Source organism: Saccharothrix sp. ST-888, assembly GCF_000955975.1.
GTDB lineage: Bacteria > Actinomycetota > Actinomycetes > Streptomycetales > Streptomycetaceae > Kitasatospora.
In genome coordinates this window covers 1-22,643 of the sequence record NZ_JYJF01000115.1, presented here as the reverse complement: position 1 = coordinate 22,643, position 22,643 = coordinate 1, and the positions used below count along the sequence as shown (strand labels likewise).

31 protein-coding genes and 1 pseudogene are annotated in these 22,643 nt (G+C 68.4%); 30 read left to right on the top strand and 2 right to left on the bottom strand.

Annotation, left to right across the window (positions count from 1 at the left end):
- From rpsC to truA, 25 genes and pseudogenes are all read left to right on the top strand, one after another.
- Positions 1–486, top strand: a 486-nt coding sequence (rpsC, locus tag UK12_RS27615; protein ID WP_045305893.1) for a 30S ribosomal protein S3, incomplete at its 5' end; no start/stop codon positions are given.
- A gap of 4 nt (positions 487–490) precedes the next feature.
- Complete coding sequence (gene rplP, locus UK12_RS27610; protein WP_033824227.1) at positions 491–910, top strand: 50S ribosomal protein L16; 420 nt, start codon at positions 491–493, stop codon at positions 908–910.
- Positions 910–1,134: a 50S ribosomal protein L29 gene (rpmC, locus tag UK12_RS27605; protein WP_045305889.1), complete on the top strand. Its 225-nt coding sequence runs from the start codon at positions 910–912 to the stop codon at positions 1,132–1,134. Before rplP ends, rpmC begins: the two co-directional genes overlap by 1 nt.
- Positions 1,134–1,406 (top strand): 30S ribosomal protein S17, encoded by a 273-nt coding sequence (gene rpsQ / locus UK12_RS27600; RefSeq protein WP_014136278.1) that lies wholly within the window; start codon positions 1,134–1,136, stop codon positions 1,404–1,406. The genes rpmC and rpsQ overlap by 1 nt, the downstream gene beginning before the upstream one ends.
- Before the next feature lie 103 nt (positions 1,407–1,509).
- Positions 1,510–1,881, top strand: coding sequence for a 50S ribosomal protein L14 (rplN, locus tag UK12_RS27595; RefSeq protein WP_030232481.1), 372 nt, complete (start codon positions 1,510–1,512; stop codon positions 1,879–1,881).
- A 15-nt stretch (positions 1,882–1,896) separates the two neighbouring features.
- Positions 1,897–2,208 (top strand): 50S ribosomal protein L24, encoded by a 312-nt coding sequence (gene rplX, locus UK12_RS27590; RefSeq protein WP_030232484.1) that lies wholly within the window; start codon positions 1,897–1,899, stop codon positions 2,206–2,208.
- Positions 2,208–2,777, top strand: coding sequence for a 50S ribosomal protein L5 (rplE, locus tag UK12_RS27585; protein ID WP_030280779.1), 570 nt, complete (start codon positions 2,208–2,210; stop codon positions 2,775–2,777). Before rplX ends, rplE begins: the two co-directional genes overlap by 1 nt.
- Positions 2,778–2,781: 4 nt before the next feature.
- A complete protein-coding gene (locus tag UK12_RS27580; protein WP_045305888.1) occupies positions 2,782–2,967 on the top strand; it encodes a type Z 30S ribosomal protein S14 in 186 nt (61 codons plus the stop codon).
- A gap of 288 nt (positions 2,968–3,255) precedes the next feature.
- On the top strand, positions 3,256–3,663 hold the full coding sequence (gene rpsH, locus UK12_RS27575) for a 30S ribosomal protein S8 (RefSeq protein WP_045305887.1): 408 nt from the start codon (positions 3,256–3,258) through the stop codon (positions 3,661–3,663).
- A gap of 22 nt (positions 3,664–3,685) precedes the next feature.
- A complete protein-coding gene (gene rplF / locus UK12_RS27570) occupies positions 3,686–4,225 on the top strand; it encodes a 50S ribosomal protein L6 (protein ID WP_045305886.1) in 540 nt (179 codons plus the stop codon).
- 3 nt (positions 4,226–4,228) lie between these two features.
- Positions 4,229–4,612, top strand: a complete 384-nt coding sequence (rplR, locus tag UK12_RS27565; RefSeq protein WP_031063032.1) for a 50S ribosomal protein L18 — start codon at positions 4,229–4,231, stop codon at positions 4,610–4,612.
- Between the two features lie 48 nt (positions 4,613–4,660).
- Complete coding sequence (rpsE, locus tag UK12_RS27560; protein ID WP_045305885.1) at positions 4,661–5,281, top strand: 30S ribosomal protein S5; 621 nt, start codon at positions 4,661–4,663, stop codon at positions 5,279–5,281.
- Positions 5,281–5,463: a 50S ribosomal protein L30 gene (gene rpmD, locus UK12_RS27555; RefSeq protein WP_030251557.1), complete on the top strand. Its 183-nt coding sequence runs from the start codon at positions 5,281–5,283 to the stop codon at positions 5,461–5,463. The genes rpsE and rpmD overlap by 1 nt, the downstream gene beginning before the upstream one ends.
- A 1-nt stretch (position 5,464) precedes the next feature.
- Positions 5,465–5,917, top strand: a complete 453-nt coding sequence (gene rplO, locus UK12_RS27550; RefSeq protein ID WP_045305884.1) for a 50S ribosomal protein L15 — start codon at positions 5,465–5,467, stop codon at positions 5,915–5,917.
- Positions 5,918–6,183: 266 nt separating this feature from the next.
- Positions 6,184–7,494, top strand: a complete 1,311-nt coding sequence (gene secY / locus UK12_RS27545; RefSeq protein WP_045305883.1) for a preprotein translocase subunit SecY — start codon at positions 6,184–6,186, stop codon at positions 7,492–7,494.
- Positions 7,495–7,547: 53 nt separating this feature from the next.
- Positions 7,548–8,153 carry an adenylate kinase gene (locus tag UK12_RS27540; RefSeq protein ID WP_442973857.1) on the top strand — a complete coding sequence of 202 codons (606 nt, stop codon included), beginning with the start codon at positions 7,548–7,550 and terminating at the stop codon, positions 8,151–8,153.
- 135 nt (positions 8,154–8,288) lie between these two features.
- Positions 8,289–9,128 carry a type I methionyl aminopeptidase gene (gene map / locus UK12_RS27535; protein ID WP_045305881.1) on the top strand — a complete coding sequence of 280 codons (840 nt, stop codon included), beginning with the start codon at positions 8,289–8,291 and terminating at the stop codon, positions 9,126–9,128.
- 120 nt (positions 9,129–9,248) lie between these two features.
- Positions 9,249–9,674, top strand: a complete 426-nt coding sequence (mscL, locus tag UK12_RS27530; protein WP_045305880.1) for a large conductance mechanosensitive channel protein MscL — start codon at positions 9,249–9,251, stop codon at positions 9,672–9,674.
- 170 nt (positions 9,675–9,844) lie between these two features.
- Positions 9,845–10,066, top strand: coding sequence for a translation initiation factor IF-1 (gene infA / locus UK12_RS27525; RefSeq protein WP_003956442.1), 222 nt, complete (start codon positions 9,845–9,847; stop codon positions 10,064–10,066).
- A gap of 35 nt (positions 10,067–10,101) precedes the next feature.
- Positions 10,102–10,215: a 50S ribosomal protein L36 gene (rpmJ, locus tag UK12_RS27520; RefSeq protein WP_003956441.1), complete on the top strand. Its 114-nt coding sequence runs from the start codon at positions 10,102–10,104 to the stop codon at positions 10,213–10,215.
- Positions 10,216–10,389: 174 nt separating this feature from the next.
- Entirely contained in the window at positions 10,390–10,770 is a 381-nt protein-coding gene (rpsM, locus tag UK12_RS27515; protein WP_045305879.1) for a 30S ribosomal protein S13, read from the top strand.
- A gap of 72 nt (positions 10,771–10,842) precedes the next feature.
- A complete protein-coding gene (rpsK, locus tag UK12_RS27510; protein ID WP_030232513.1) occupies positions 10,843–11,250 on the top strand; it encodes a 30S ribosomal protein S11 in 408 nt (135 codons plus the stop codon).
- 127 nt (positions 11,251–11,377) lie between these two features.
- Complete coding sequence (locus tag UK12_RS27505; protein ID WP_030263446.1) at positions 11,378–12,400, top strand: DNA-directed RNA polymerase subunit alpha; 1,023 nt, start codon at positions 11,378–11,380, stop codon at positions 12,398–12,400.
- Between the two features lie 125 nt (positions 12,401–12,525).
- Positions 12,526–12,993, top strand: a pseudogene (gene rplQ, locus UK12_RS27500) (50S ribosomal protein L17); the annotation flags it as partial.
- 82 nt (positions 12,994–13,075) lie between these two features.
- Positions 13,076–13,972, top strand: coding sequence for a tRNA pseudouridine(38-40) synthase TruA (gene truA / locus UK12_RS27495; protein WP_082120001.1), 897 nt, complete (start codon positions 13,076–13,078; stop codon positions 13,970–13,972).
- Between the two features lie 96 nt (positions 13,973–14,068).
- Here truA and UK12_RS27490 read toward each other — a convergent pair whose 3' ends face one another.
- The gene (locus UK12_RS27490; protein WP_052682195.1) at positions 14,069–15,187 is read right to left on the bottom strand and encodes a hypothetical protein; all 1,119 of its coding nucleotides are present in this window, start codon (positions 15,185–15,187) and stop codon (positions 14,069–14,071) included.
- 105 nt (positions 15,188–15,292) lie between these two features.
- On the opposite strand from UK12_RS27490, the gene UK12_RS44575 reads away from it, so the two are divergent.
- From UK12_RS44575 to glmM, 4 genes are all read left to right on the top strand, one after another.
- On the top strand, positions 15,293–16,951 hold the full coding sequence (locus UK12_RS44575) for an ABC-F family ATP-binding cassette domain-containing protein (protein ID WP_045305877.1): 1,659 nt from the start codon (positions 15,293–15,295) through the stop codon (positions 16,949–16,951).
- Positions 16,952–17,214: 263 nt separating this feature from the next.
- Positions 17,215–17,658 carry a 50S ribosomal protein L13 gene (gene rplM / locus UK12_RS27480; RefSeq protein ID WP_045305876.1) on the top strand — a complete coding sequence of 148 codons (444 nt, stop codon included), beginning with the start codon at positions 17,215–17,217 and terminating at the stop codon, positions 17,656–17,658.
- 147 nt (positions 17,659–17,805) lie between these two features.
- Positions 17,806–18,216, top strand: coding sequence for a 30S ribosomal protein S9 (rpsI, locus tag UK12_RS27475; protein ID WP_231591409.1), 411 nt, complete (start codon positions 17,806–17,808; stop codon positions 18,214–18,216).
- 176 nt (positions 18,217–18,392) lie between these two features.
- Positions 18,393–19,757, top strand: coding sequence for a phosphoglucosamine mutase (gene glmM / locus UK12_RS27470; protein WP_045305874.1), 1,365 nt, complete (start codon positions 18,393–18,395; stop codon positions 19,755–19,757).
- A gap of 72 nt (positions 19,758–19,829) precedes the next feature.
- Here the strand turns inward: glmM and coaA are convergent, their stop codons facing one another.
- Positions 19,830–20,810 (bottom strand): type I pantothenate kinase, encoded by a 981-nt coding sequence (gene coaA / locus UK12_RS27465; RefSeq protein WP_231591408.1) that lies wholly within the window; start codon positions 20,808–20,810, stop codon positions 19,830–19,832.
- Between the two features lie 109 nt (positions 20,811–20,919).
- Here coaA and glmS point away from each other — a divergent pair.
- Positions 20,920–22,643 (top strand): glutamine--fructose-6-phosphate transaminase (isomerizing) (gene glmS, locus UK12_RS27460; RefSeq protein ID WP_045305890.1); only part of this gene is annotated, 1,724 nt, incomplete at its 3' end.

Genomic DNA, 22,643 nt, shown 5'->3' with positions numbered 1-22,643 from the left:
CTCGTGGCTCAGGGCGTCGCGGAGCAGCTGTCCTCCCGCGTGTCGTTCCGCCGTGCCATGCGCAAGTCGATGCAGGGCACCATGAAGTCCGGCGCCAAGGGCATCAAGGTCCAGTGCTCCGGTCGTCTCGGCGGCGCCGAGATGAGCCGTTCGGAGTTCTACCGCGAGGGTCGCGTGCCGCTGCACACCCTGCGTGCGAACGTCGACTACGGCTTCTTCGAGGCCAAGACGACCTTCGGCCGGATCGGCGTGAAGGTCTGGATCTACAAGGGCGACGTCAAGAACATCGCCGAGGTCCGCGCTGAGAACGCCGCTGCCCGCTCGGGCAACCGCCCGGCCCGTCCCGAGGGTGGTCGTCCCGCCCGCGGTGGCGAGCGCCGTGGTGGCGAGCGCGGTGGCCGCGGCCGTCGTCCCGCCGCTGCCGAGGCCCCCGCGGCCTCGGTGACTGAGGCGCCGGCTGCCGAGAACACCGGAACGGAGGCCTGACCCCATGCTGATCCCTCGTAGGGTCAAGCACCGCAAGCAGCACCACCCCAAGCGCCGTGGCGCTGCCAAGGGTGGCACCGAGCTCGCGTTCGGCGAGTACGGCATCCAGGCCGTGACCCCGGCCTACGTGACGAACCGTCAGATCGAGTCCGCTCGTATCGCGATCACCCGTCACATCCGCCGTGGTGGCAAGGTCTGGATCAACATCTACCCGGACCGCCCGCTCACCAAGAAGCCTGCCGAGACCCGCATGGGTTCCGGTAAGGGTTCGCCGGAGTGGTGGATCGCGAACGTGCACCCGGGTCGGGTCATGTTCGAGCTGTCGTACCCCAACGAGAAGGTGGCTCGTGAGGCGCTGACCCGCGCAGCTCACAAGCTCCCGATGAAGTGCCGGATTGTCCGGCGCGAGGCAGGTGAGAGCTGATGTCGGCCGGCACCAAGGCTGCTGAGCTGCGCGAGCTGGACAACGAGGCTCTCGTTGCCAAGCTCCGCGAGGCCAAGGAGGAGCTGTTCAACCTCCGCTTCCAGGCGGCGACCGGGCAGCTCGACAACCACGGACGGCTCAAGCTCGTCCGTAAGGACATCGCGCGGATCTACACCCTGATGCGCGAGCGCGAGCTGGGCATCGAGACGGTGGAGAACGCCTGATGACTGAGAACACCAACGAGACGCGCGGTTTCCGCAAGACCCGTGAGGGTCTCGTCGTCAGCGACAAGATGGACAAGACCGTCGTCGTCGCCGTCGAGGACCGCGTCAAGCACGCTCTGTACGGCAAGGTCATCCGCCGTACGAACAAGCTGAAGGCGCACGACGAGCAGAACGCTTGCGGCGTGGGCGACCGGGTCCTCCTGATGGAGACCCGCCCGCTGTCCGCGACGAAGCGCTGGCGCGTCGTCGAGATCCTCGAGAAGGCCAAGTAACGAAGCCGATGTGGTACGGCCGTATGTGCAGCGGGTCCCTTGCGGGACGCCGGTGTGAGCAGCGGCCGGCCCGTCGTCTCTCGTTGACGATCAGGAGAAAGCTGTGATCCAGCAGGAGTCGCGACTGCGCGTCGCCGACAACACGGGTGCCAAGGAGATCCTCTGCATCCGCGTTCTCGGTGGCTCCGGTCGCCGCTACGCCGGTATCGGGGACGTCATCGTCGCCACCGTCAAGGACGCGATCCCCGGTGGTTCGGTGAAGAAGGGTGACGTCGTCAAGTGCGTCGTCGTTCGCACCGTGAAGGAGCGCCGTCGTCCGGACGGTTCCTACATCCGGTTCGACGAGAACGCCGCCGTCGTCCTCAAGAACACCGAGGGTGACCCCCGTGGTACCCGCATCTTCGGCCCGGTGGGCCGCGAGCTGCGTGACAAGAAGTTCATGAAGATCATCTCGCTGGCGCCGGAGGTGCTCTAACCCATGGCGAACAGCATGAAGATCAAGAAGGGTGACCTGGTTCAGGTCATCACCGGCAAGGACAAGGGCAAGCAGGGCAAGGTCATTCAGGCCATGCCGGCTGAGAACAAGGTCCTGGTCGAGGGTGTGAACCGGGTCAAGAAGCACACCAAGCCGGGCCCGGGCACCCAGGGTGGCATTGTCACCGTCGAGGCTCCCGTGCACGTCTCCAACGTCCAGCTGGTCGTGGAGAAGGACGGCAAGAAGGTCGTCACCCGCGTTGGTTACCGCTTCGACGACGAGGGCAACAAGATCCGCGTTGCCAAGCGAACCGGTGAGGACATCTGATGTCTGAGACGACTGTTGAGAAGGTGGCCCCCCGCCTCAAGGAGCGCTACAACTCCGAGATCAAGGGCCAGCTGCAGGAGCAGTTCTCGTACGAGAACGTCATGCTGATCCCCGGCCTGGTCAAGGTCGTGGTCAACATGGGTGTCGGCGAGGCTGCCCGTGACAGCAAGCTGATCGAGGGCGCGATCCGCGACCTGACCGCGATCACCGGTCAGAAGCCGGCCGTGACCAAGGCTCGCAAGTCCATCGCGCAGTTCAAGCTGCGCGAGGGCCAGCCGATCGGCACCCACGTCACCCTCCGTGGTGACCGCATGTGGGAGTTCCTGGACCGTCTGGTGTCGCTGGCTCTGCCGCGTATCCGTGACTTCCGTGGTCTCTCCCCCAAGCAGTTCGACGGCCGTGGCAACTACACCTTCGGTCTGACCGAGCAGGTTATGTTCCACGAGATCGACCAGGACAAGGTCGACCGTCAGCGCGGTATGGACATCACCGTCGTGACCACCGCTCAGACCGACGACGAGGGCCGGGCGCTCCTGCGCGCTCTGGGCTTCCCGTTCAAGGAGGCGTGAGCCAATGGCGAAGAAGTCCCTCATCGCAAAGGCCGAGCGTAAGCCGAAGTTCGCTGTCCGGGCGTACACCCGGTGCCAGCGCTGCGGCCGTCCGCACTCGGTGTACCGCAAGTTCGGCCTGTGCCGTGTGTGCCTCCGTGAGATGGCCCACCGCGGCGAGCTGCCGGGCGTGACCAAGAGCTCCTGGTAGTCACCTACTAGAGCTCTGGGCATCCAGCGACGCAGAGGTGCCCGGCCCCACTCCTTCTCCTCCCCTTCGGGCGGAGTTTGGGCTCCCGCCAGGGATCCCGTAAGGTAGTGGGGTCGGGCCCCCTGCCGCGGCATTCCCTATGAATGCTCGCGGCTCTCGTTTGAGGGCTCGCAACCCAGTCTTACTACGTCGTAGGTCCCCTGCGCTTGTGCCCCTTTCGCACTCTTCCGAGTGCGCGGAGGGGGACCTGGTGCGGAGAAACCATGGCGAGAGAGGCCTGAGGCCACCATGACCATGACCGACCCCATCGCAGACATGCTCACGCGTCTGCGTAACGCTAACTCGGCGTACCACGACTCCGTGGCGATGCCGGCTAGCAAGATCAAGGCACACGTCGCCGAGATCCTGCAGCAGGAGGGGTACATCTCCTCCTACAAGGTTGAGGACCCGACCGAGGGCGAGGTCGGCAAGAAGCTGACCATCGAGCTCAAGTTCGGCCCCAACCGTGAGCGCTCCATCGCCGGCATCAAGCGCATCAGCAAGCCGGGTCTGCGCGTTTACGCAAAGTCCACCAACCTGCCGAAGGTTCTCGGCGGCCTGGGCGTGGCGATCATCTCCACGTCCTCCGGCCTCCTGACCGACAAGCAGGCCGCCAAGAAGGGCGTAGGCGGAGAAGTTCTCGCCTACGTCTGGTAATTCGGGAAACGGAGGTACAGCAATGTCGCGCATTGGACGGCTGCCCATCTCGGTTCCCGCCGGCGTGGACGTCACCATCGATGGCCAGGCGGTCTCGGTGAAGGGCCCGAAGGGCTCTCTCACCCACGTTGTCGCCGCGCCGATCGAGATCGGCAAGGGCGAGGACGGCACCCTGCTCGTCACGCGTCCGAACGACGAGCGTCAGTCGAAGGCCCTTCACGGCCTGACCCGCACGCTGGTGGCGAACATGATCACCGGCGTGACCGCGGGCTACCGCAAGTCGCTCGAGATCAGCGGTGTTGGTTACCGAGTCGCAGCGAAGGGCTCCTCGATGGAGTTCCAGCTCGGCTACAGCCACCCGATCCTGGTCGAGGCGCCGGAGGGCATCTCCTTCGTCGTCGAGTCCGCCACCAAGTTCCACGTGGACGGCATCGACAAGCAGAAGGTCGGCGAGGTCGCCGCCAAGATCCGCAAGCTGCGTAAGCCTGACCCGTACAAGGCCAAGGGCGTCAAGTACGCGGGCGAGGTCATCCGCCGCAAGGTCGGAAAGAGTGGTAAGTAAGCGATGAGCGTCTCTGTCAAGATCGGCAAGGGCAACGCCTACAAGAGCGCCGCTCGCAAGCGCCGCGCGATCCGCGTTCGCAAGCGCGTCGTCGGCACCGAGGTGCGTCCGCGCCTCGTTGTGACGCGCTCGAACCGTCACATGGTCGCCCAGGTCATCGACGACGCCAAGGGTCACACCCTGGCGTCGGCGTCCACCCTCGACGTGTCCATCAAGGGCACCGAGGGCGACAAGACCGAGCTGGCCAAGAAGGTCGGGAGCCTGGTCGCCGAGCGCGCCAAGGCCGCCGGCATCGAGTCGGTCGTCTTCGACCGCGCGGGCAACCGGTACGCCGGCCGTATCGCCGCTCTGGCGGACGCGGCTCGTGAGGCCGGGCTCGACTTCTAAGCCGCTCGTCGGCTCTGTCGACGGACGTAAACGAGAGAGGTAATTCCAATGGCTGGACCCCAGCGCCGCGGTAGCGGCGCCGGCGGTGGCACCGGCGGCGAGCGGCGCGACCGTAAGCGTGACGACCGGGGCGCTGCCCAGGTCGTCGAGAAGACGGCTTACGTCGAGCGCGTCGTTGCGATCAACCGTGTCGCCAAGGTTGTCAAGGGTGGTCGTCGTTTCAGCTTCACCGCGCTGGTCGTGGTGGGCGACGGTGACGGCACCGTGGGTGTCGGTTACGGGAAGGCGAAGGAGGTTCCGGCCGCCATCGCCAAGGGTGTTGAGGAGGCCAAGAAGAACTTCTTCAAGGTCCCCCGTATCCAGGGCACCATCCCGCACCCGATCCAGGGCGAGAAGGCCGCCGGCGTCGTGCTGCTGAAGCCGGCGTCCCCCGGTACCGGTGTTATCGCCGGTGGCCCGGTGCGTGCCGTCCTGGAGTGCGCCGGCGTTCACGACATCCTGTCGAAGTCGCTCGGCTCGGACAACGCGATCAACATCGTGCACGCCACCGTGGCTGCTCTGAAGGGCCTCGTGCGCCCCGAGGAGATCGCCGCTCGCCGTGGCCTGCCGCTGGAGGACGTGGCTCCCGCCGCTCTGCTGCGGGCTCGTGCTGCCGGGGTGAGCGCCTGATGGCTCGCCTGAAGATCACGCAGACCAAGTCCTACATCGGTAGCAAGCAGAACCACCGTGACACCCTGCGTTCGCTTGGTCTCAAGCGCATGCACGACGTGGTCGTGAAGGAGGACCGTCCCGAGATCCGCGGGATGGCCCAGACCGTCCGCCACCTCGTCACGGTCGAGGAGGTTGACTGACATGGCGGACTCTCCGCTGAAGGTCCACAACCTGAAGCCTGCCCCGGGTGCCAAGACCGCCAAGATCCGTGTTGGTCGTGGTGAGGGCTCCAAGGGTAAGACCGCAGGTCGTGGTACCAAGGGCACCAAGGCCCGTTACCAGGTTCCGCAGCGCTTCGAGGGTGGCCAGATGCCCCTCCACATGCGCCTGCCGAAGCTGAAGGGCTTCAAGAACCCGGCCCACAAGCAGTTCCAGGTCGTGAACCTGGAGAAGCTGGCCGAGCTCTTCCCGCAGGGTGGCGAGGTCACCATCGCGGATCTGGTCGAGAAGGGCGCCGTTCGCAAGAACGAGCTCGTCAAGGTTCTCGGCCAGGGCGACATCGCGGTTGCGCTGCAGGTGACGGTTGACGCCGTCTCCGCCTCGGCCGCCGAGAAGATCGTCGCCGCCGGCGGCTCCGTGACCGAGCTCATCTGAGATCGGTGACTTACGGGCCCGGTACTTCCCGAAAGGGAGGTACCGGGCCCGTTCTCTTTGTGTGTCAAACCCGGGCATCCCGTACCCCATAAGTAGGGGAGCGGCGGCACACGCTTTTTCCGAGTGGCCACACACTGTTAGAGTCCGTGAAGTTCCCTTGTACGCTGGCGCGAGGCTTGCCTGCGCCGCCCGTGCCGGGGATCGCAAACTCCCCCCATCAGGACCGACCCTCCCGCCGACGATGTGCGGGAGGCGCAGGAGGCACCGTGCTCAGTGCGTTCGCGCGGGCGTTCCAGACGCCCGACCTGCGCAAAAAGCTGCTGTTCACGCTGGGCATCATGGTGCTGTTCCGGCTGGGCGCACACATCCCAGTGCCGGGCGTCAACTTCGTCGCCGTCAACCAGTGCGTGGCTCAGACCAAGAGCAGTGGACTCTTCGGCCTGGTCAACCTGTTCAGCGGCAATGCGCTGCTGCAGCTGACGATCTTCGCGCTCGGCATCATGCCGTACATCACGGCCAGCATCATCCTCCAGCTCCTCACCGTGGTGATCCCGCGGCTCGAGGCGCTGAAGAAGGAGGGCCAGGCCGGCACCGCGAAGATCACCCAGTACACCCGCTACCTGACCATCGCGCTCGCGGTGCTGCAGGGCACCGGCATCGTGGCGACGGCCTCCAGCGGCGCGCTGTTCTCCGGCTGCCCGCTCGCGACCCAGATCGTGCCGGACCAGTCGATCTTCCGGATCGCGGTCATGGTCATCACGATGACCGCCGGCACCACCGTGATCATGTGGCTGGGTGAGCTGATCACCGACCGCGGCATCGGCAACGGCATGTCCATCCTGATCTTCACCTCCATCGCGGCCGGCTTCCCGGGCTCGATGTGGGCGATCAAGCAGTCCGGCAAGCTGTTCGGCGGCTGGGGCGAGTTCTTCAGCGTCATCCTGGTCGGCGTCGTCGTGGTCGTCCTGGTCATCTTCGTCGAGCAGGCCCAGCGTCGGATCCCGGTCCAGTACGCGAAGCGCATGATCGGCCGCCGCGCCTTCGGCGGCACCTCGACGTACATCCCGCTGAAGGTGAACCAGGCCGGTGTCATCCCGGTCATCTTCGCCTCGTCGCTGCTCTACATCCCGGCGCTGGTGGTCCAGCTGACCAACAGCCAGGCGGGCTGGGCGACCTGGATCCGCACCAACTTCGTCAAGGGTGACCACCCGATCTACATGGTCACGTACTTCGTGCTGATCGTGTTCTTCGCCTTCTTCTACGTCGCCATCTCCTTCAACCCCGAAGAAGTTGCCGACAACATGAAGAAGTATGGTGGGTTCATCCCGGGTATCCGGGCAGGCCGCCCGACGGCCGAGTACCTTAACTACGTGCTGACCCGTATCACGTGGCCAGGTGCGCTCTACCTGGGCCTGATCGCGTTGATCCCGATGATCGCCCTGGTCGCCTTCGGACAGCAGACCAACTTCCCGTTCGGCGGCACCAGCGTCCTCATCGTCGTCGGCGTCGGACTCGAAACTGTGAAGCAGATCGAGAGCCAGCTCCAGCAGCGTAATTACGAAGGGTTCCTCCGCTGATGCGTATCGTCCTCGTCGGACCTCCCGGGGCCGGGAAGGGTACTCAGGCGCACGTGCTCGCCAAGACCCTGTCCATCCCCCACATCTCCACCGGTGACCTGTTCCGCGCCAACATCAGCCAGGGCACCCCGCTGGGGCTCGAGGCGAAGGCGTACATGAACGAGGGCCGCCTGGTACCGGATGAGGTCACCATCGGCATGGCCAAGGACCGGATGCTGCAGCCGGACGCCGCCCACGGCTTCCTGCTGGACGGCTTCCCGCGCAACCTGGGCCAGGCCAAGGCACTGGACGAGTTCCTGACCGAGCAGGGCATCGCCCTGGACGGCGTGCTCGATCTGGAGGTCTCCGAGGACGAGGTCGTCAAGCGGATCGCCGGCCGCCGGCTGTGCCGCAACGACGGCGGTCACGTCTACCACGTGATCTACAACCCGCCGAAGACCGAGGACGTCTGCGACGAGTGCGGCGGCGAGCTGTACCAGCGCTCGGACGACACCGAGGACAAGGTGCGGACCCGGCTGGAGGTCTACCACACGGAGACCGAGCCGATCATCGACTACTACGCACAGCAGGGTGTCCTGGTGACCATCCCGGCGCTGGGCAAGGTGGACGAGGTGACCGAGCGCGCGGTCGCCGCCCTGGAGCAGAAGAAGAACGGCTGACCGAAGAGCAGCCGGTCCGTACGGCCGCGGAGCCCCTGACGGGGTACCGCGGCCGTACGGCGTCGTACGGTGGAATGAGTGCACGGCCGCCCGGCAAGGACCGGGCGCGCGACGAACAGTGGAAGGCGTGACCAGATGGTGGAGATCAAGACCCCCGAGCAGATCGCGAAGATGCGGGCGGCCGGGCTGGTCGTCGCCGAAGCGCTCAAGGCCTGCCGGGAGGCGGTCGCCCCCGGCATCACCACGGGCGAGCTCAACGACATCGCGGACAAGGTCATCACCTCGCACGGTGCCACCTCGAACTTCCGCGCCGACCACGGCGGCCTCTGGTTCCCGGGCGTGATCTGCGCCTCGGTCAACAACGAGGTGGTGCACGGCATCCCCGGCGACCGGGTGCTGCAGGAGGGCGACCTGATCTCGATCGACTGCGGCGCGATCGTGGACGGCTGGCACGGCGACGCGGCCATCTCCGTCCCGGTCGGCGAGGTCCGCCCCGAGGTGGCGATGCTCAGCCGGGTCACCGAGGGCTCGATGTGGGCCGGCATCGCGCAGATGAAGAAGGGCAACCGGCTGGTCGAGGTCTCCAAGGCGATCGAGGGCTTCATCCGCCGTCAGCCGCTGCCCCCGAAGGGCAAGTGGGGCATCACCGAGGGGTACGGCGGCCACGGCATCGGCACGGCGATGCACATGGAGCCGCACGTGCTGAACTACGTCGAGGGCCGCCGGGGCAGGGGCGTCAAGCTGATCCCCGGCACCGTGCTGGCGATCGAGCCGATGGTCTCGCTCGGCACCCCGCACACCGCGATCCTGGAGGACGACTGGACGGTCGTCACCAACGACGGCACCTGGGCCGCGCACTGGGAGCACTCGGTGGCCGTCACCGAGCAGGGCCCGCTGGTCCTCACCGCCTTCGACGGCGGCCGGGCCGAACTCGCGAAGCTGGGTATCACCGCAGCTCCGGACCCCCTCGCCTGATCCGACGGCCCGTCAGGGGCCTGGTGGCCGATGCCGCCAGGCCCTTTGTCCTATTTTGCGGCTGATATGCTCCCAGGCTTGGTCAGCGCAGGTCGGTAGGACAGGACAAAGGGGACAGCAGTGCTCAAGGGCTTCCGCGATTTCATGATGCGCGGCAACGTCATCGACATGGCGGTCGGTGTCGTCATCGGTGCGGCCTTCACCGCGGTGGTGACCGGCTTCGTCTCGGCCTTCCTCACCCCGCTGGTGGGTGTGGTGGTCGGTGCGGCCGGGGACTTCAGCAGCTACAAGTTCACGGTGATGGACGTCACCTTCCCGTACGGCCAGTTCCTCAACGTGCTGATCGCCTTCGTGATGACCGCGGCGGTGCTGTACTTCTGCGTGGTGCTCCCGGTCACCAGGGCGACCGCCCGCTACCTGCCCAAGAAGCCCAAGGTGGCCAAGCGCCCCTGCCCCGAGTGCCTGACCGAGATCCCCGAGGCGGCCCGCCGCTGCTCGGCGTGCACCGCGCACGTGGAGCCGCTGGCCTACGCCCCGCAGCGCTGATTTCGTCTTGGTGCGGTGCTTGGTTTACGATGGTGCGTCGGCTCACTCGTAGCGTGCTTCGGCACGCCCTCTTCCCACAGGGCTAGTCCCTGGTTGGGGTGGGGTGGACCCAGGCTCGCACGAGCGTGCCGCATGCGGTAGCCGGCCCCGGAAGGTGGATCTCGCAGTTCATGGCAAAGAAGCAAGGCGCCATTGAGATCGAGGGCACCGTGATCGAGTCTCTTCCGAACGCCATGTTCAAGGTCGAGCTGCAGAACGGTCACAAGGTCCTCGCGCATATCAGCGGCAAGATGCGTATGCACTACATCCGCATCCTCCCGGACGACCGGGTCGTTGTAGAGCTCAGCCCTTACGACCTGACTCGCGGCCGGATCGTCTACCGGTACAAGTAAGCAACTGTCAGATCTAGACCCGGAGAACCTGAACCATGAAGGTCAAGCCGAGCGTCAAGAAGATCTGCGACAAGTGCAAGGTGATCCGCCGCCACGGTCGGGTCATGGTGATCTGCGACAACCTGCGCCACAAGCAGCGCCAGGGCTGATCTCTCCCCAGCATTTCTCGTAGTACTTCGCGCGACGCGAAAACGTCATAAGCGGGCCGTCCGATCCAGCCGAGAGGCTGGACTGCCACCCCCGGTCAGAGGCCGGGGCTCCCACACCGAGAGATGTCGGAGTAGGCGGCGCGTAAGACCTCTGAAGAAACACAGGAGCCATGAATGGCACGCCTCGCCGGCGTTGATCTCCCCCGTGAAAAGCGGATCGAGATCGCCCTCACCTACGTCTACGGCATCGGCCGTACCCGCGCCCAGCAGACGCTGGCCGAGACCGGTGTGAACCCGGACGTCCGCGTCCGCGACATCACCGAGGACGACCTCGTCAAGCTGCAGAAGTGGATCGACGCCAACTTCACGGTCGAGGGTGACCTCCGCCGTGAGGTCGCCGCCGACATCCGCCGCAAGGTCGAGATCGGCTGCTACGAGGGTCTGCGTCACCGCCGTGGCCTCCCGGTCCGCGGTCAGCGCACCCACACCAACGCGCGTACCCGCAAGGGCCCGCGTCGCGCGATTGCCGGCAAGAAGAAGCCGGGCAAGAAGTAGTCCGCCCGTTAACCGGACATCCCTCCGGCCCGCGGGTTAGCGGACCGACCACCTCAGTAGGAGAACAGACTTATGCCCCCCAAGGGTCGTCAGGCTGCCGGCGCGAAGAAGATCCGCCGCAAGGAAAAGAAGAACGTCGCTCACGGCCACGCGCACATCAAGAGCACGTTCAACAACACCATCGTTTCGATCACCGACCCCGCGGGCAACGTGATCTCCTGGGCCTCCGCCGGCCACGTCGGCTTCAAGGGCTCGCGCAAGTCCACCCCGTTCGCCGCGCAGATGGCCGCTGAGGCCGCTGCCCGTCGCGCGCAGGAGCACGGCATGCGCAAGGTCGACGTCTTCGTCAAGGGTCCGGGCTCCGGCCGCGAGACCGCGATCCGCTCGCTCCAGGCCACCGGCCTGGAGGTGGGTTCGATCCAGGACGTCACCCCCACCCCGCACAACGGCTGCCGTCCGCCGAAGCGCCGCCGCGTCTGACGCAGCGCCTTCGGGCACGTAGTCGAGTTCAACCCGGTACGGGGTCCTGTTCCACACAGGACCCCGTACTCTTGGTCCTGTCGGCATCAAATAGTGGGTGCCGAAGACAACTGGAGGAATACCTCTCATGCTGATCGCTCAGCGTCCCTCGCTGACCGAAGAGGTCGTCGATGAATTCCGCTCGCGGTTCGTGATCGAGCCGCTGGAGCCGGGCTTCGGCTACACCCTCGGCAACTCGCTCCGCCGTACGCTCCTCTCCTCGATCCCCGGCGCTGCTGTCACCAGCATCCGGATCGACGGTGTCCTGCACGAGTTCACCACCGTGCCGGGCGTCAAGGAGGACGTTACCGACCTCATCCTGAACATCAAGCAGCTGGTCGTCTCCTCGGAGCACGACGAGCCGGTCGTGATGTACCTGCGCAAGCAGGGCCCCGGTGTGGTCACCGCCGCCGACATCGCGCCCCCGGCCGGTGTCGAGGTGCACAACCCCGAGCTGGTCCTCGCCACCCTGAACGGCAAGGGCAAGCTGGAGATGGAGCTGACCGTCGAGCGCGGTCGCGGCTACGTCTCCGCCGTGCAGAACAAGGCTTCCGGCCAGGAGATCGGCCGCATCCCGGTCGACTCGATCTACAGCCCCGTGCTGAAGGTCACCTACAAGGTCGAGGCCACCCGTGTCGAGCAGCGGACCGACTTCGACAAGCTGATCGTCGACGTCGAGACCAAGCCCGCCATGCGCCCGCGTGACGCCATGGCCTCGGCCGGCAAGACCCTGGTGGAGCTGTTCGGTCTCGCCCGCGAGCTGAACATCGACGCCGAGGGCATCGACATGGGCCCGTCCCCGACGGACGCCGCCCTGGCCGCCGACCTGGCGCTGCCGATCGAGGAGCTGGAGCTCACCGTTCGGTCGTACAACTGCCTCAAGCGCGAGGGCATCCACACCGTGGGTGAGCTCGTCGCCCGCTCCGAGGCCGACCTGCTCGACATCCGCAACTTCGGTGCGAAGTCGATCGACGAGGTCAAGGCGAAGCTGGCCGGCATGGGCCTGGCCCTCAAGGACAGCCCGCCCGGGTTCGACCCGACCGCTGCCGCCGACGCCTTCGGCGCCGACGACCTGGACGACCAGGGCTACGCGGAGACCGAGCAGTACTAAGAGTTTGAGTCGGGGGCGACTCGCCACGGGTCGCCCCCGATCCATGCAAGTCGTACGGGCACCGTGCCCGTACGCCCGCTGCGGTACCTGATACGGCCGCAGTCGGAGATCCAAGGAGAAATCCCATGCCGCGTCCCACCAAGGGTGCCCGCCTCGGCGGCGGCCCGCACCACGAGCCGCTGCTGCTCGCCGGTCTGTGCCGGGAGCTGTTCCAGTACGGCCGCATCACCACGACCGAGGCCAAGGCCCGTCGGATGCGCCCGCTGGCGGAGAAGCTGATCACCAAGGCGAAGAAGGGCGACATCCACAACCGTCGCCTGGTTCGCAAGACCATCACCGACGTCTCGGTGCTGCACACCCTCTTCACCGAGATCGCGCCGCGCTACGAGAACCGCCCGGGTGGTTACACCCGTATCACCAAGATCGGTCCCCGTCGTGGCGACAACGCCCCGATGGCCGTGATCGAGCTGGTCGAGGCGCTGACCGTCGCGCAGACCGCCGTCGGCGAGGCCGAGGGCGCCACCAAGCGCGCCGTCAAGGAGGCCGACGAGGCTGCGGCCCAGGCCACCGAGACCGCCGAGGTCGAGAACGCCTGACACCTTTAGGTGTGTGACGGGCCCGCTCTCCCAGCGATGGGGGAGCGGGCCCGTTCCTTTCTATCTGGAGTGAGCAGCAGTGCTGAAGGATTGCGAGCAGACGCCGCCGCGGCAGGACGGCCCCGCCGAGGGGCACATCCGGGTCCGGCTCGATCTGGCCTACCAGGGCGCCGAGTTCTCCGGCTGGGCGCGGCAGCGCGGCCGCCGCACCGTGCAGGAGGAGATCGAGAGCGCGCTGCAGATCGTCACCCGGAGCCCGGAGCCGTACGCGCTGACGGTGGCCGGGCGGACCGACGCCGGGGTGCACGCGCGCGGCCAGGTCGCGCACGTCGACCTGCCGGCCGAGCTGTGGGCCGAGCACGGCGAGAAGCTGCTCCGCCGGCTGGCCGGCCGGCTGCCCGGCGACATCCGGATCTACCGGGTGGGCGAGGCCCCGCACGGCTTCGACGCCCGGTTCGCCGCGATCTGGCGCCGGTACGCCTACCGGGTCGCCGACCATCCGGGCGGGGTCGACCCGCTGCTGCGCGGGCATGTGCTCTGGCACGACCGGCCGTTGGACGTCGAGAAGATGAACGAGGCGGCCCGGCTGCTGCTCGGCGAGCACGACTTCGCCGCGTACTGCAAGAAGCGCGAGGGCGCGACCACCATCCGTACGCTGCTGGAACTGCACTGGGACCGGGTGCCGGTGGACAGCTACGCGAGCCAGGAGGGGACGCTGGCGGTGGCCACGGTCCGGGCGGACGCCTTCTGCCACAACATGGTGCGCTCGCTGGTCGGGGCGATGCTGCTGGTCGGCGACGGGCACCGGTCGGTGGAGTTCCCCGGCGAGGTGCTGGCGGGCCGGGTGCGCAACAGCGCCGTCAACGTGGTCCGGCCGTACGGGCTCACGCTGGAGGAGGTCGGCTACCCGGCCGACGACCAGCTCGCCGAACGCAACCGGGCCTCCCGCCGGATGCGCACCCTGCCGGGGCAGTAACCGCTCGGCGCCGCACGGTGGTTGCGGCAGCCGGGGCGCGGGGAGCGGTGCGACCGGCCGGGCCGCGCGGCTCCCCGCGTCCAGGGGGTGCTCCGGTCAGCCGGTGGGGGAGGCGGACGGGGCGGCCGGGGGCGGGGAGCCCGCGGGGGTGACGCCGGCGGCGTCCATGGCGGCCTTGCCCCGGGCGGCCAGGATGGTGTTCGCGTAGCGGACCAGGTCGCGGGCGGCCAGCGGGACGGCCTTGTCCGCCGCGGTCGCGGACTTGCCGTCGGCCCGGCCGGCCAGCGAACTCATGTAGTAGCGGCCGAAGTTGTCGCGGCTGCTGCGGCAGGCGGCGTCGCCCTGGCAGAACTTCGGCGCGCTCCCTCCCTCGACCAGTGCCTTGACCGTCATCGAGGCGGCGGCCTTGGCCGCCTTCCCGGCGCTCGTGCTGCTCGGGAAGTCCGCGATGGCCAGCGTCACGGCGGTCGCGCCGCTGACGTAGGTGGCGCGGAACACGTGCAGGCAGCCGTTGCTCTTCGCGACCTTGGCCAGATCCGGGTCGACCGCGGCGGAGCAGTCCTTGGTCGTGGTGACGTCGGTCGAGGCCAGGGCGTACTGGTGGCCGTTGACCGTGATCTTGTCCTCGGCGAACAGGGTCTTGGGGGTCAGCGGGGCGCTGTCGGTGTTCACCCGGCTCAGGAAGCCCTCGGGCGAGGTCGGCGCGGGAGCCGGGGTGCCGTCGTCGCCGCCGTCGTCGGTGGCGGCCGGACTCGCGCTGGCGGTCGGCCCGGCCACGGGGCCGCCCTTCTTGCCGGAGAGCACCAGGGTGGTGGCGACGATCCCGACCACCGCGGCGACCGCCAGTGCACCGCCGCTGATCATCAGCAGCCGCTTGCGGCGGCGGGTGGCCGCCTCGTTCTGCGCGGCCAGCTCCATCCAGTCCGGCTCGCCCGGGCCGGCGAGCGGTGGGTAGCCGTACCCGCCCTGCGGCGGGTAGCCGTAGCCGCCGCCCTGGGGCGGGTAGCCGTAGGTGGGCTGGGCCGGGGGGTAGCCGTAGCCGGGGTCCTGCGGCGTGGCCTGCGGCGGGAAACCGCCGGGCTGCTGCGGCTGGGCGTGGGCGGGGAACGGCGATGCCGGAGGTGTCGCCTGCGGAGGGACCGCAGAAGGGTTCTGCGGGTGCTGGTCGCCCGACTGCTCGCCCGGTCCTGGTGTGCTTGCCGCCCCATCGCTCATAAGCGCGAATTTTAGGGCATGGCACTGACCGGGCCTGGCCCGCATACCGAATCGGTACCGAAATCCGTTTGGGCCAAGCAGGTGCGGCATAGCAAAATCCGACGTATGGGACACGTCGAGATTTCGCACCTTGAGTACTACCTGCCGGACGGACGGGTGCTGTTCGACGACGCGTCCTTCCGGGTGGGGGAGGGCGCCAAGGTCGCCCTGGTCGGCGCCAACGGCGCCGGCAAGACCACGCTGCTGCGCATGATCGCCGGGGACGTGCAGCCGCACGGCGGCTCGGTCACGTTCAGCGGCGGCCTCGGGGTGATGCGCCAGTTCGTGGGCACCACCGGTCGCGAGGACCAGCGGGAGACGCCCGGCGCGCTCGCCCCGGACGCCTCCGTACGCGACCTGCTGGTCTCGGTCGCCCCGCCCAGGATCGCCACCGCCGCCCGAGCGGTGGACACCGCCGAGCTGGCGATGATGGCCCAGGACGACGAGAAGACGCAGATGGCGTACGCCCAGGCGCTCTCCGACTGGGCCGACGCCGGCGGCTACGACTACGAGACCGACTGGGACGTCTGCACCATGGCGGCCCTCGGCATGCCCTTCGACAAGGCCCAGTGGCGGGGTCTGAACACCCTCTCCGGCGGTGAGCAGAAGCGGCTCGTCCTGGAGGCGCTGCTGCGCGGCCCCGAGGAGGTGCTGCTGCTGGACGAGCCGGACAACTACCTGGACGTCCCGGGCAAGCGCTGGCTGGAGGAGGCGCTCAAGGCCACCCCCAAGACCGTCCTGTTCATCTCGCACGACCGCGAGCTGCTCTCGCGCAGCGCCGACAAGATCGTCAGCGTCGAGGCGGGTGCGGCGGGCAGCAGCGTCTGGGTGCACGGCTCCGGCTTCGAGTCCTTCCACGAGGCCCGCAAGGAGCGCTTCGAGCGGATCGAGGAGCTCGGCCGGCGCTGGGACGAGGAGCACGCCAAGCTGAAGAAGCTGGTGGTCACCCTGCGCCAGGCGGCCTCGATCAGCCACGACATGGCCTCCCGGTACGCCGCCGCGCAGACCAGGCTCAAGAAGTTCGAGGAGGCGGGCCGCCCCGAGGCACCGCCGCGCGAGCAGAAGATCAGCATGCGGCTCAAGGGCGGCCGGACCGGCGTCCGCGCGGTCACCCTGGAGAAGCTGGAACTCAGCGGCCTGATGCAGCCCTTCGACCTGGAGGTCTACTACGGCGAGCGGGTCGCGGTGCTGGGCTCCAACGGCTCCGGCAAGTCGCACTTCCTGCGCCTGCTGGCCGGGGACGCCTCGGTGCGGCACACCGGCCGGTGGAAGCTCGGCGCCCGCGTGATCGCCGGGCACTTCCGGCAGACCCACGCCCACCCGGAGCTGTTCGGCCGCACGGTCCGCTCGATCATCGAGGAGGAGCACGCGCTCGACCGCAAGGCGGCGATGAGCGCGCTGCGCCGCTACGAGCTGGACCGCCAGGAGGAGCAGCGGTTCGAGTCGCTCTCCGGCGGCCAGCAGGCCAGGCTGATGATCCTCAAGCTGGAGCTGTCCGGGGTGACGGCGCTGCTGCTGGACGAGCCCACCGACAACCTCGACCTGGAGAGCGCCGAGGCCCTCCAGGAGGGCCTGGAGGCGTTCGACGGCACGGTGCTCTGCGTCACCCACGACCGCTGGTTCGCCAGGACCTTCGACCGCTTCCTGGTCTTCGGCTCGGACGGCCGGGTGTACGAGGCGCCCGAGCCGGTCTGGGACGAGGCCCGGGTCGTGCGGGACCGATAGCAGGCCCCGCACGGGGCGCGCCTTCGAAAGGACGGCGGCCGCCTTCGGGCGGGCCGTTTTTGACCCGTACGGGCCCGGCCGGTAGGCTGGGTGCTTGTTGTGCGTATTGGCTCGCTCCATCTCACGTGAGAGGTCGGTACGCCGGAGATACCAGGCCGACGACCAGCGGCCCCCCTTGAATTGCGTCCAAGCGGGGCCAGGCTGATCTCCTCGTCCAGGTGCTCCTGTCAGGACTCACTCACTGAAAAGCGAAGGCTACGACCGTGCGTACGTACAGCCCCAAGCCCGGCGACGTCCAGCGTCAGTGGCACGTCATCGACGCGACCGACGTCGTGCTCGGCCGCCTGGCTTCCCAGGCCGCCAACCTCCTCCGGGGCAAGCACAAGGCGATCTACGCGCCGCACGTTGACACTGGTGACTTCGTCATCATCATCAACGCGGACAAGGTGCACCTGTCGGGTAACAAGAAGACCCAGAAGCTGGCCTACCGCCACAGCGGTTTCCCGGGCGGTCTCCGCTCGGTCCGCTACGACGACCTCCTGGAGAAGAACCCGGAGAAGGCCGTCGAGAAGGCCATCAAGGGCATGATCCCCAAGAACAGCCTGGGCCGCCAGATGCTCTCGAAGCTCAAGGTCTACTCGGGCGACCAGCACCCGCACGCTGCCCAGCAGCCGGTGCCGTTCGAGATCACCCAGGTCGCGCAGTAATTCCGGCCACCCCACCCCATCACTGATTTTTAGCAGGAGCTGAGGAACACCGTGGCCGAGACTGCCATCGAGAACACCCTCGAGGTCGAGTTCGACGACACCGTCGTCGAGGACTACACCTCCGAGACCGAGTACACCTCCGAGTCGCTGGCCGGCCGCTTCGGCGAGGCCGTCCCCGGCGCCGGCCTCGGCCGCCGCAAGGAGGCGATCGCCCGCGTGCGCATCGTCCCGGGCACCGGCCAGTGGAAGATCAACGGTCGCACCCTGGAGAACTACTTCCCCAACAAGGTGCACCAGCAGACCGTCAACGAGCCCTTCAAGCTGCTCGAGCTGGACGGCCGTTACGACGTTGTCGCCCGCATCTCGGGTGGCGGCGTCTCCGGTCAGGCCTACGCGCTGCGCCTCGGCGTCGCCCGTGCCCTGAACGAGGCCGACGTGGACAACAACCGCGGCGCCCTCAAGAAGGCCGGCTTCCTGACCCGTGACGCCCGCGCCGTCGAGCGCAAGAAGGCCGGTCTCAAGAAGGCCCGTAAGGCCCCGCAGTACAGCAAGCGCTAAGCACCTCCGCCGGGGGGCGTACCATCTGCGATGGTTCGCACCCTTGGGTGCAGTCGTACGCCCCGGAGCACCCCGTGTGCTCCGGGGCGTCGTGCTTTTCTCCCCTTCACGCCTGTGCGGAGGCCGGGGAGCCGCGAGAAATTGGCCAGTAACTTTGGCGACGGAGGACCAGGAACGTGGGACGACTCTTCGGTACGGATGGTGTGCGCGGTGTGGCCAATGAGGGCCTGACCGCCGAACTGGCGCTCGGCCTGTCGGTGGCAGCCGCGCACGTACTCGGCGACGCGGGGGCTTTCGAGGGGCATCGCCCGGTCGCGGTGGTGGGCCGCGATCCGCGTGCGTCCGGCGAGTTCCTGGAGGCCGCGGTGATCGCCGGGCTGGCGAGCGCGGGTGTGGACGTGCTGCGGGTCGGCGTGCTGCCGACGCCCGCCGTGGCCTACCTGACCGGCGCGCTCGGCGCCGACTTCGGCGTGATGCTCTCGGCCAGCCACAACGCGATGCCGGACAACGGCATCAAGTTCCTCGCCCGGGGCGGCCACAAGCTGGACGACGCCATCGAGGACGCCATCGAGGCGCACCACGCCCGCTACGGCGTCGGCGACGAGAACTGGAGCCGCCCCACCGGCGACGCCGTCGGCCGGGTCCGCCAGTACACCGAGGGCTTCGACCGGTACGTCGCCCACCTGGTCGGCGTACTGCCGAACCGCCTGGACGGCATCAAGGTCGTCATCGACGGCGCCCACGGCGCGGCCGCCCGGGTCGCCCCCGAGGCCTTCGCCCGCGCGGGTGCCGAGGTCGTGCACACCCTGGGCACCGAGCCGACCGGCCTCAACATCAACGACGGCGTCGGCTCGACCCACCTGGACAAGCTGCGCGCCGCGATGCAGGAGCACCGGGCCGACCTCGGCATCGCCCTGGACGGCGACGCGGACCGCTGCCTGGCCGCCGACGCGGACGGCAACGAGGTGGACGGCGACCAGATCATCGCCATCCTCGCGGTCGCCATGAAGGAGGCCGGCACGCTGCGCCGCAACACCGCCGTCGCCACCGTGATGTCCAACCTGGGCTTCAAGCAGGCGATGCAGCGCGAGGGCATCGACCTGGTCGAGACCGCGGTCGGCGACCGGTACGTGCTGGAGGCGATGAAGGCGGAGGGCTACGCGCTGGGCGGCGAGCAGTCCGGGCACGTCATCCTGCTGGACCACGCCACCACCGGCGACGGCACGCTGACCGGCCTGATGCTCGGTGCCCGGCTGGCGGCCACCAAGCATCCGCTGGCCGACCTGGCCGCCGTGATGACCCGGCTGCCGCAGGTCCTGATCAACGTCAAGGGCGTGGACCGGACCCGGGTGACCACCTCGGTGGAGCTCTCGCAGGCGGTCAAGGAGGCCGAGACCGAGCTGGGTGACACCGGCCGGGTGCTGTTGCGCCCCTCGGGCACCGAGCCGCTGGTCCGGGTGATGGTCGAGGCGGCCGACGCGGCGCAGGCCAAGGCGGTCGCGGAGAAGCTCGCCGAAGCCGTCCGCACCCACCTCGGCTGACTCGGCGTCAACGCGGACTGAGTGTCGCTCAGCAGCCCCCCGCCCACCGGGCGGGGGGCTGCTGAGCGTGCGTCAGAGCTTGCGCAGCAGCGCGCGGCGGACCTTGTGGTCCGAGCCCTTCTGCAGGACCAGGGTGGCCCGGCCGCGGGTGGGCAGGACGTTCTCCACCAGGTTCGGCTTGTTGATGGTGCGCCAGACCTGGCGGCCGTACTCCATCGCCTCCTCCTCGGGCACTTCGGTGAAGCGCCGGAAGTAGGAGTTGGGGTCCTGGAAGGCGGTGTCGCGCAGCTTCCTGAACCGGTCCAGGTACCAGGTCTCGATGTCGTCGGTGCGGGCGTCCACGTAGATCGAGAAGTCGAAGTAGTCGGCCACCGCGAGCCGGGTGCGGCCGTCGGTGCCCGGCAGGGCGGGCTGGAGCACGTTCAGGCCCTCGACGATCAGGATGTCCGGGCGCTCCACGGTGAGCCGCATCTCCGGCACGATGTCGTAGACCAGGTGCGAGTACACCGGCGCGGAGACCCGGTCCTTGCCGGCCTTCACGTCCGCCACGAAGCGCATCAGCGCCCGGCGGTCGTACGACTCGGGGAAGCCCTTGCGGGCCATCAGGCCGCGGCGGCGCAGCTCGGCGTTGGGGAGCAGGAAGCCGTCGGTGGTGACCAGCTCGACCCGGGGGTGCTCCGGCCAGCGGGCGAGCAGCGCCTGCAGCAGGCGGGCGGTGGTGGACTTGCCGACCGCGACCGATCCCGCCACCCCGATCACGAACGGGGTGCGGATGCGCTCGGTGTCCGAGGTGTCCAGGAAGGTGCCCAGGGCGCCGCGCAGTTCGTGCGTGGCGTGGATGTAGAGGTTGAGCAGCCGGGAGAGCGGCAGGTAGACGTCCCTGACCTCGTCCAGGTCGAGTGCCGTGCCCAGGCCGCGGAGCCGCTCCACCTCCGCGGCGGTCAGCGGCAGCGGCGTGCGCTCGCGCAGGGCGCTCCACTCGGCCCGGTCCAGATCCACGTACGGGGAAGGGGTCGGCGTCGGGGCGCCCCGCGTACAGAGTTCGGTCAGCACATGCTCCATTGTGAGCCGTCGTGGACCACCTGGGTGGTGTGGTGTCGGTCACGGGCAGCCGCCGACCGGCGTTTATAGGCCGAACGCCGCCGCGCTTATGCTGGCTCACATGTGCGGAATTGTTGGATATGTGGGGTCTCAGACGGCCCTCGACGTAGTGATCGCAGGACTGCAGCGGCTGGAATACCGGGGGTACGACTCCGCCGGTGTGGCCGTGCAGACCCGAGGCGCCGACGGGCAGTGGAGCCTCGCCACCGACAAGCGGGCCGGAAAGCTCGCCAACCTTCAGAAGTCTCTCGCCGAGACGCCGCTGCCCGGCGGCACCACCGGCATCGGCCACACCCGTTGGGCCACCCACGGCGGCCCGACCGACGCCAATGCCCACCCTCACCTGGACGACCTCCAGAAGGTCGCCGTCGTTCACAACGGCATCATCGAGAACTTCGCCCAGCTGCGTGCGGCGATCGCCGAGCGCGGCCACACCCTGCGCTCGGAGACCGACACCGAGGTGGTCGCCCACCTGCTGGCCGAGGCCTACGACGGTGACCTGGCCGAGGCCATGCGGGCCGTCTGCCGCCAGCTGGACGGCGCGTTCACCCTGGTCGCGGTGCACGCGGACGCCCCGGACGTGGTGGTCGGCGCCCGCCGCAACTCCCCGCTGGTGGTCGGCCGCGGCGAGGGCGAGAACTTCCTGGCCTCCGACGTCGCCGCCTTCATCGCGCACACCCGCGAGGCGATCGAGCTGGGCCAGGACCAGGTCGTCGAGCTGCGCCGCGAGGGCGTGACCGTCACCAACTTCGACGGCACCCCGGCCGAGGTGCGCGAGTACCACGTCGACTGGGACGCCTCCGCCGCCGAGAAGGGCGGCTACGACTACTTCATGCTCAAGGAGATCGCCGAGCAGCCGAAGGCCGTCGCCGACACCCTGCTCGGCCGGATCGGCACCGACGGCCGGCTGACCCTGGACGAGCTGCGGATCTCCGACTCCGTGCTGCGCGAGATCGACAAGGTCGTCATCGTCGCGTGCGGTACCGCGTACCACGCGGGCATGATCGCCAAGTACGCGATCGAGCACTGGACCCGTATCCCGTGCGAGGTCGAGGTCGCCTCGGAGTTCCGCTACCGCGACCCGATCATGGACGACCGCACCCTGGTCATCGCCATCTCGCAGTCCGGCGAGACCATGGACACCCTGATGGCGCTGCGCCACGCGCGCGAGCAGGGCGCCAAGGTGCTGGCGATCTGCAACACCAACGGCTCGACCATCCCGCGCGAGTCGGACGCCGTGCTGTACACGCACGCCGGCCCCGAGGTCGCGGTCGCGTCGACCAAGGCGTTCCTGACCCAGCTGGTGGCCTGCTACCTGGTCGCGCTCTACCTCGGCCAGGTGCGCGGCACCAAGTGGGGCGACGAGATCTTCGACATCATCCGCGAGCTCGGCGACGCGCCGAAGCAGGTGGAGCAGGTGCTGGAGACCATGGAGCCGGTGCGCGAGCTGGCCCGCTCGCTGGCCGACGCCAAGTCGGTGCTGTTCCTCGGCCGCCACGTCGGATTCCCGGTGGCCCTGGAGGGTGCGCTCAAGCTCAAGGAGCTGGCGTACATGCACGCCGAGGGCTTCGCGGCGGGCGAGCTCAAGCACGGCCCGATCGCGCTGATCGAGGAGGGTCTGCCGGTCGTCGTGGTCGTGCCGTCCCCGCGTGGGCGCTCGATCCTGCACGACAAGATCGTCTCCAACATCCAGGAGATCCGGGCCCGTGGCGCCCGCACGATCGTGATCGCCGAGGAGGGTGACGAGGCGGTCGTGCCGTACGCCGACCACCTGATCCGCATCCC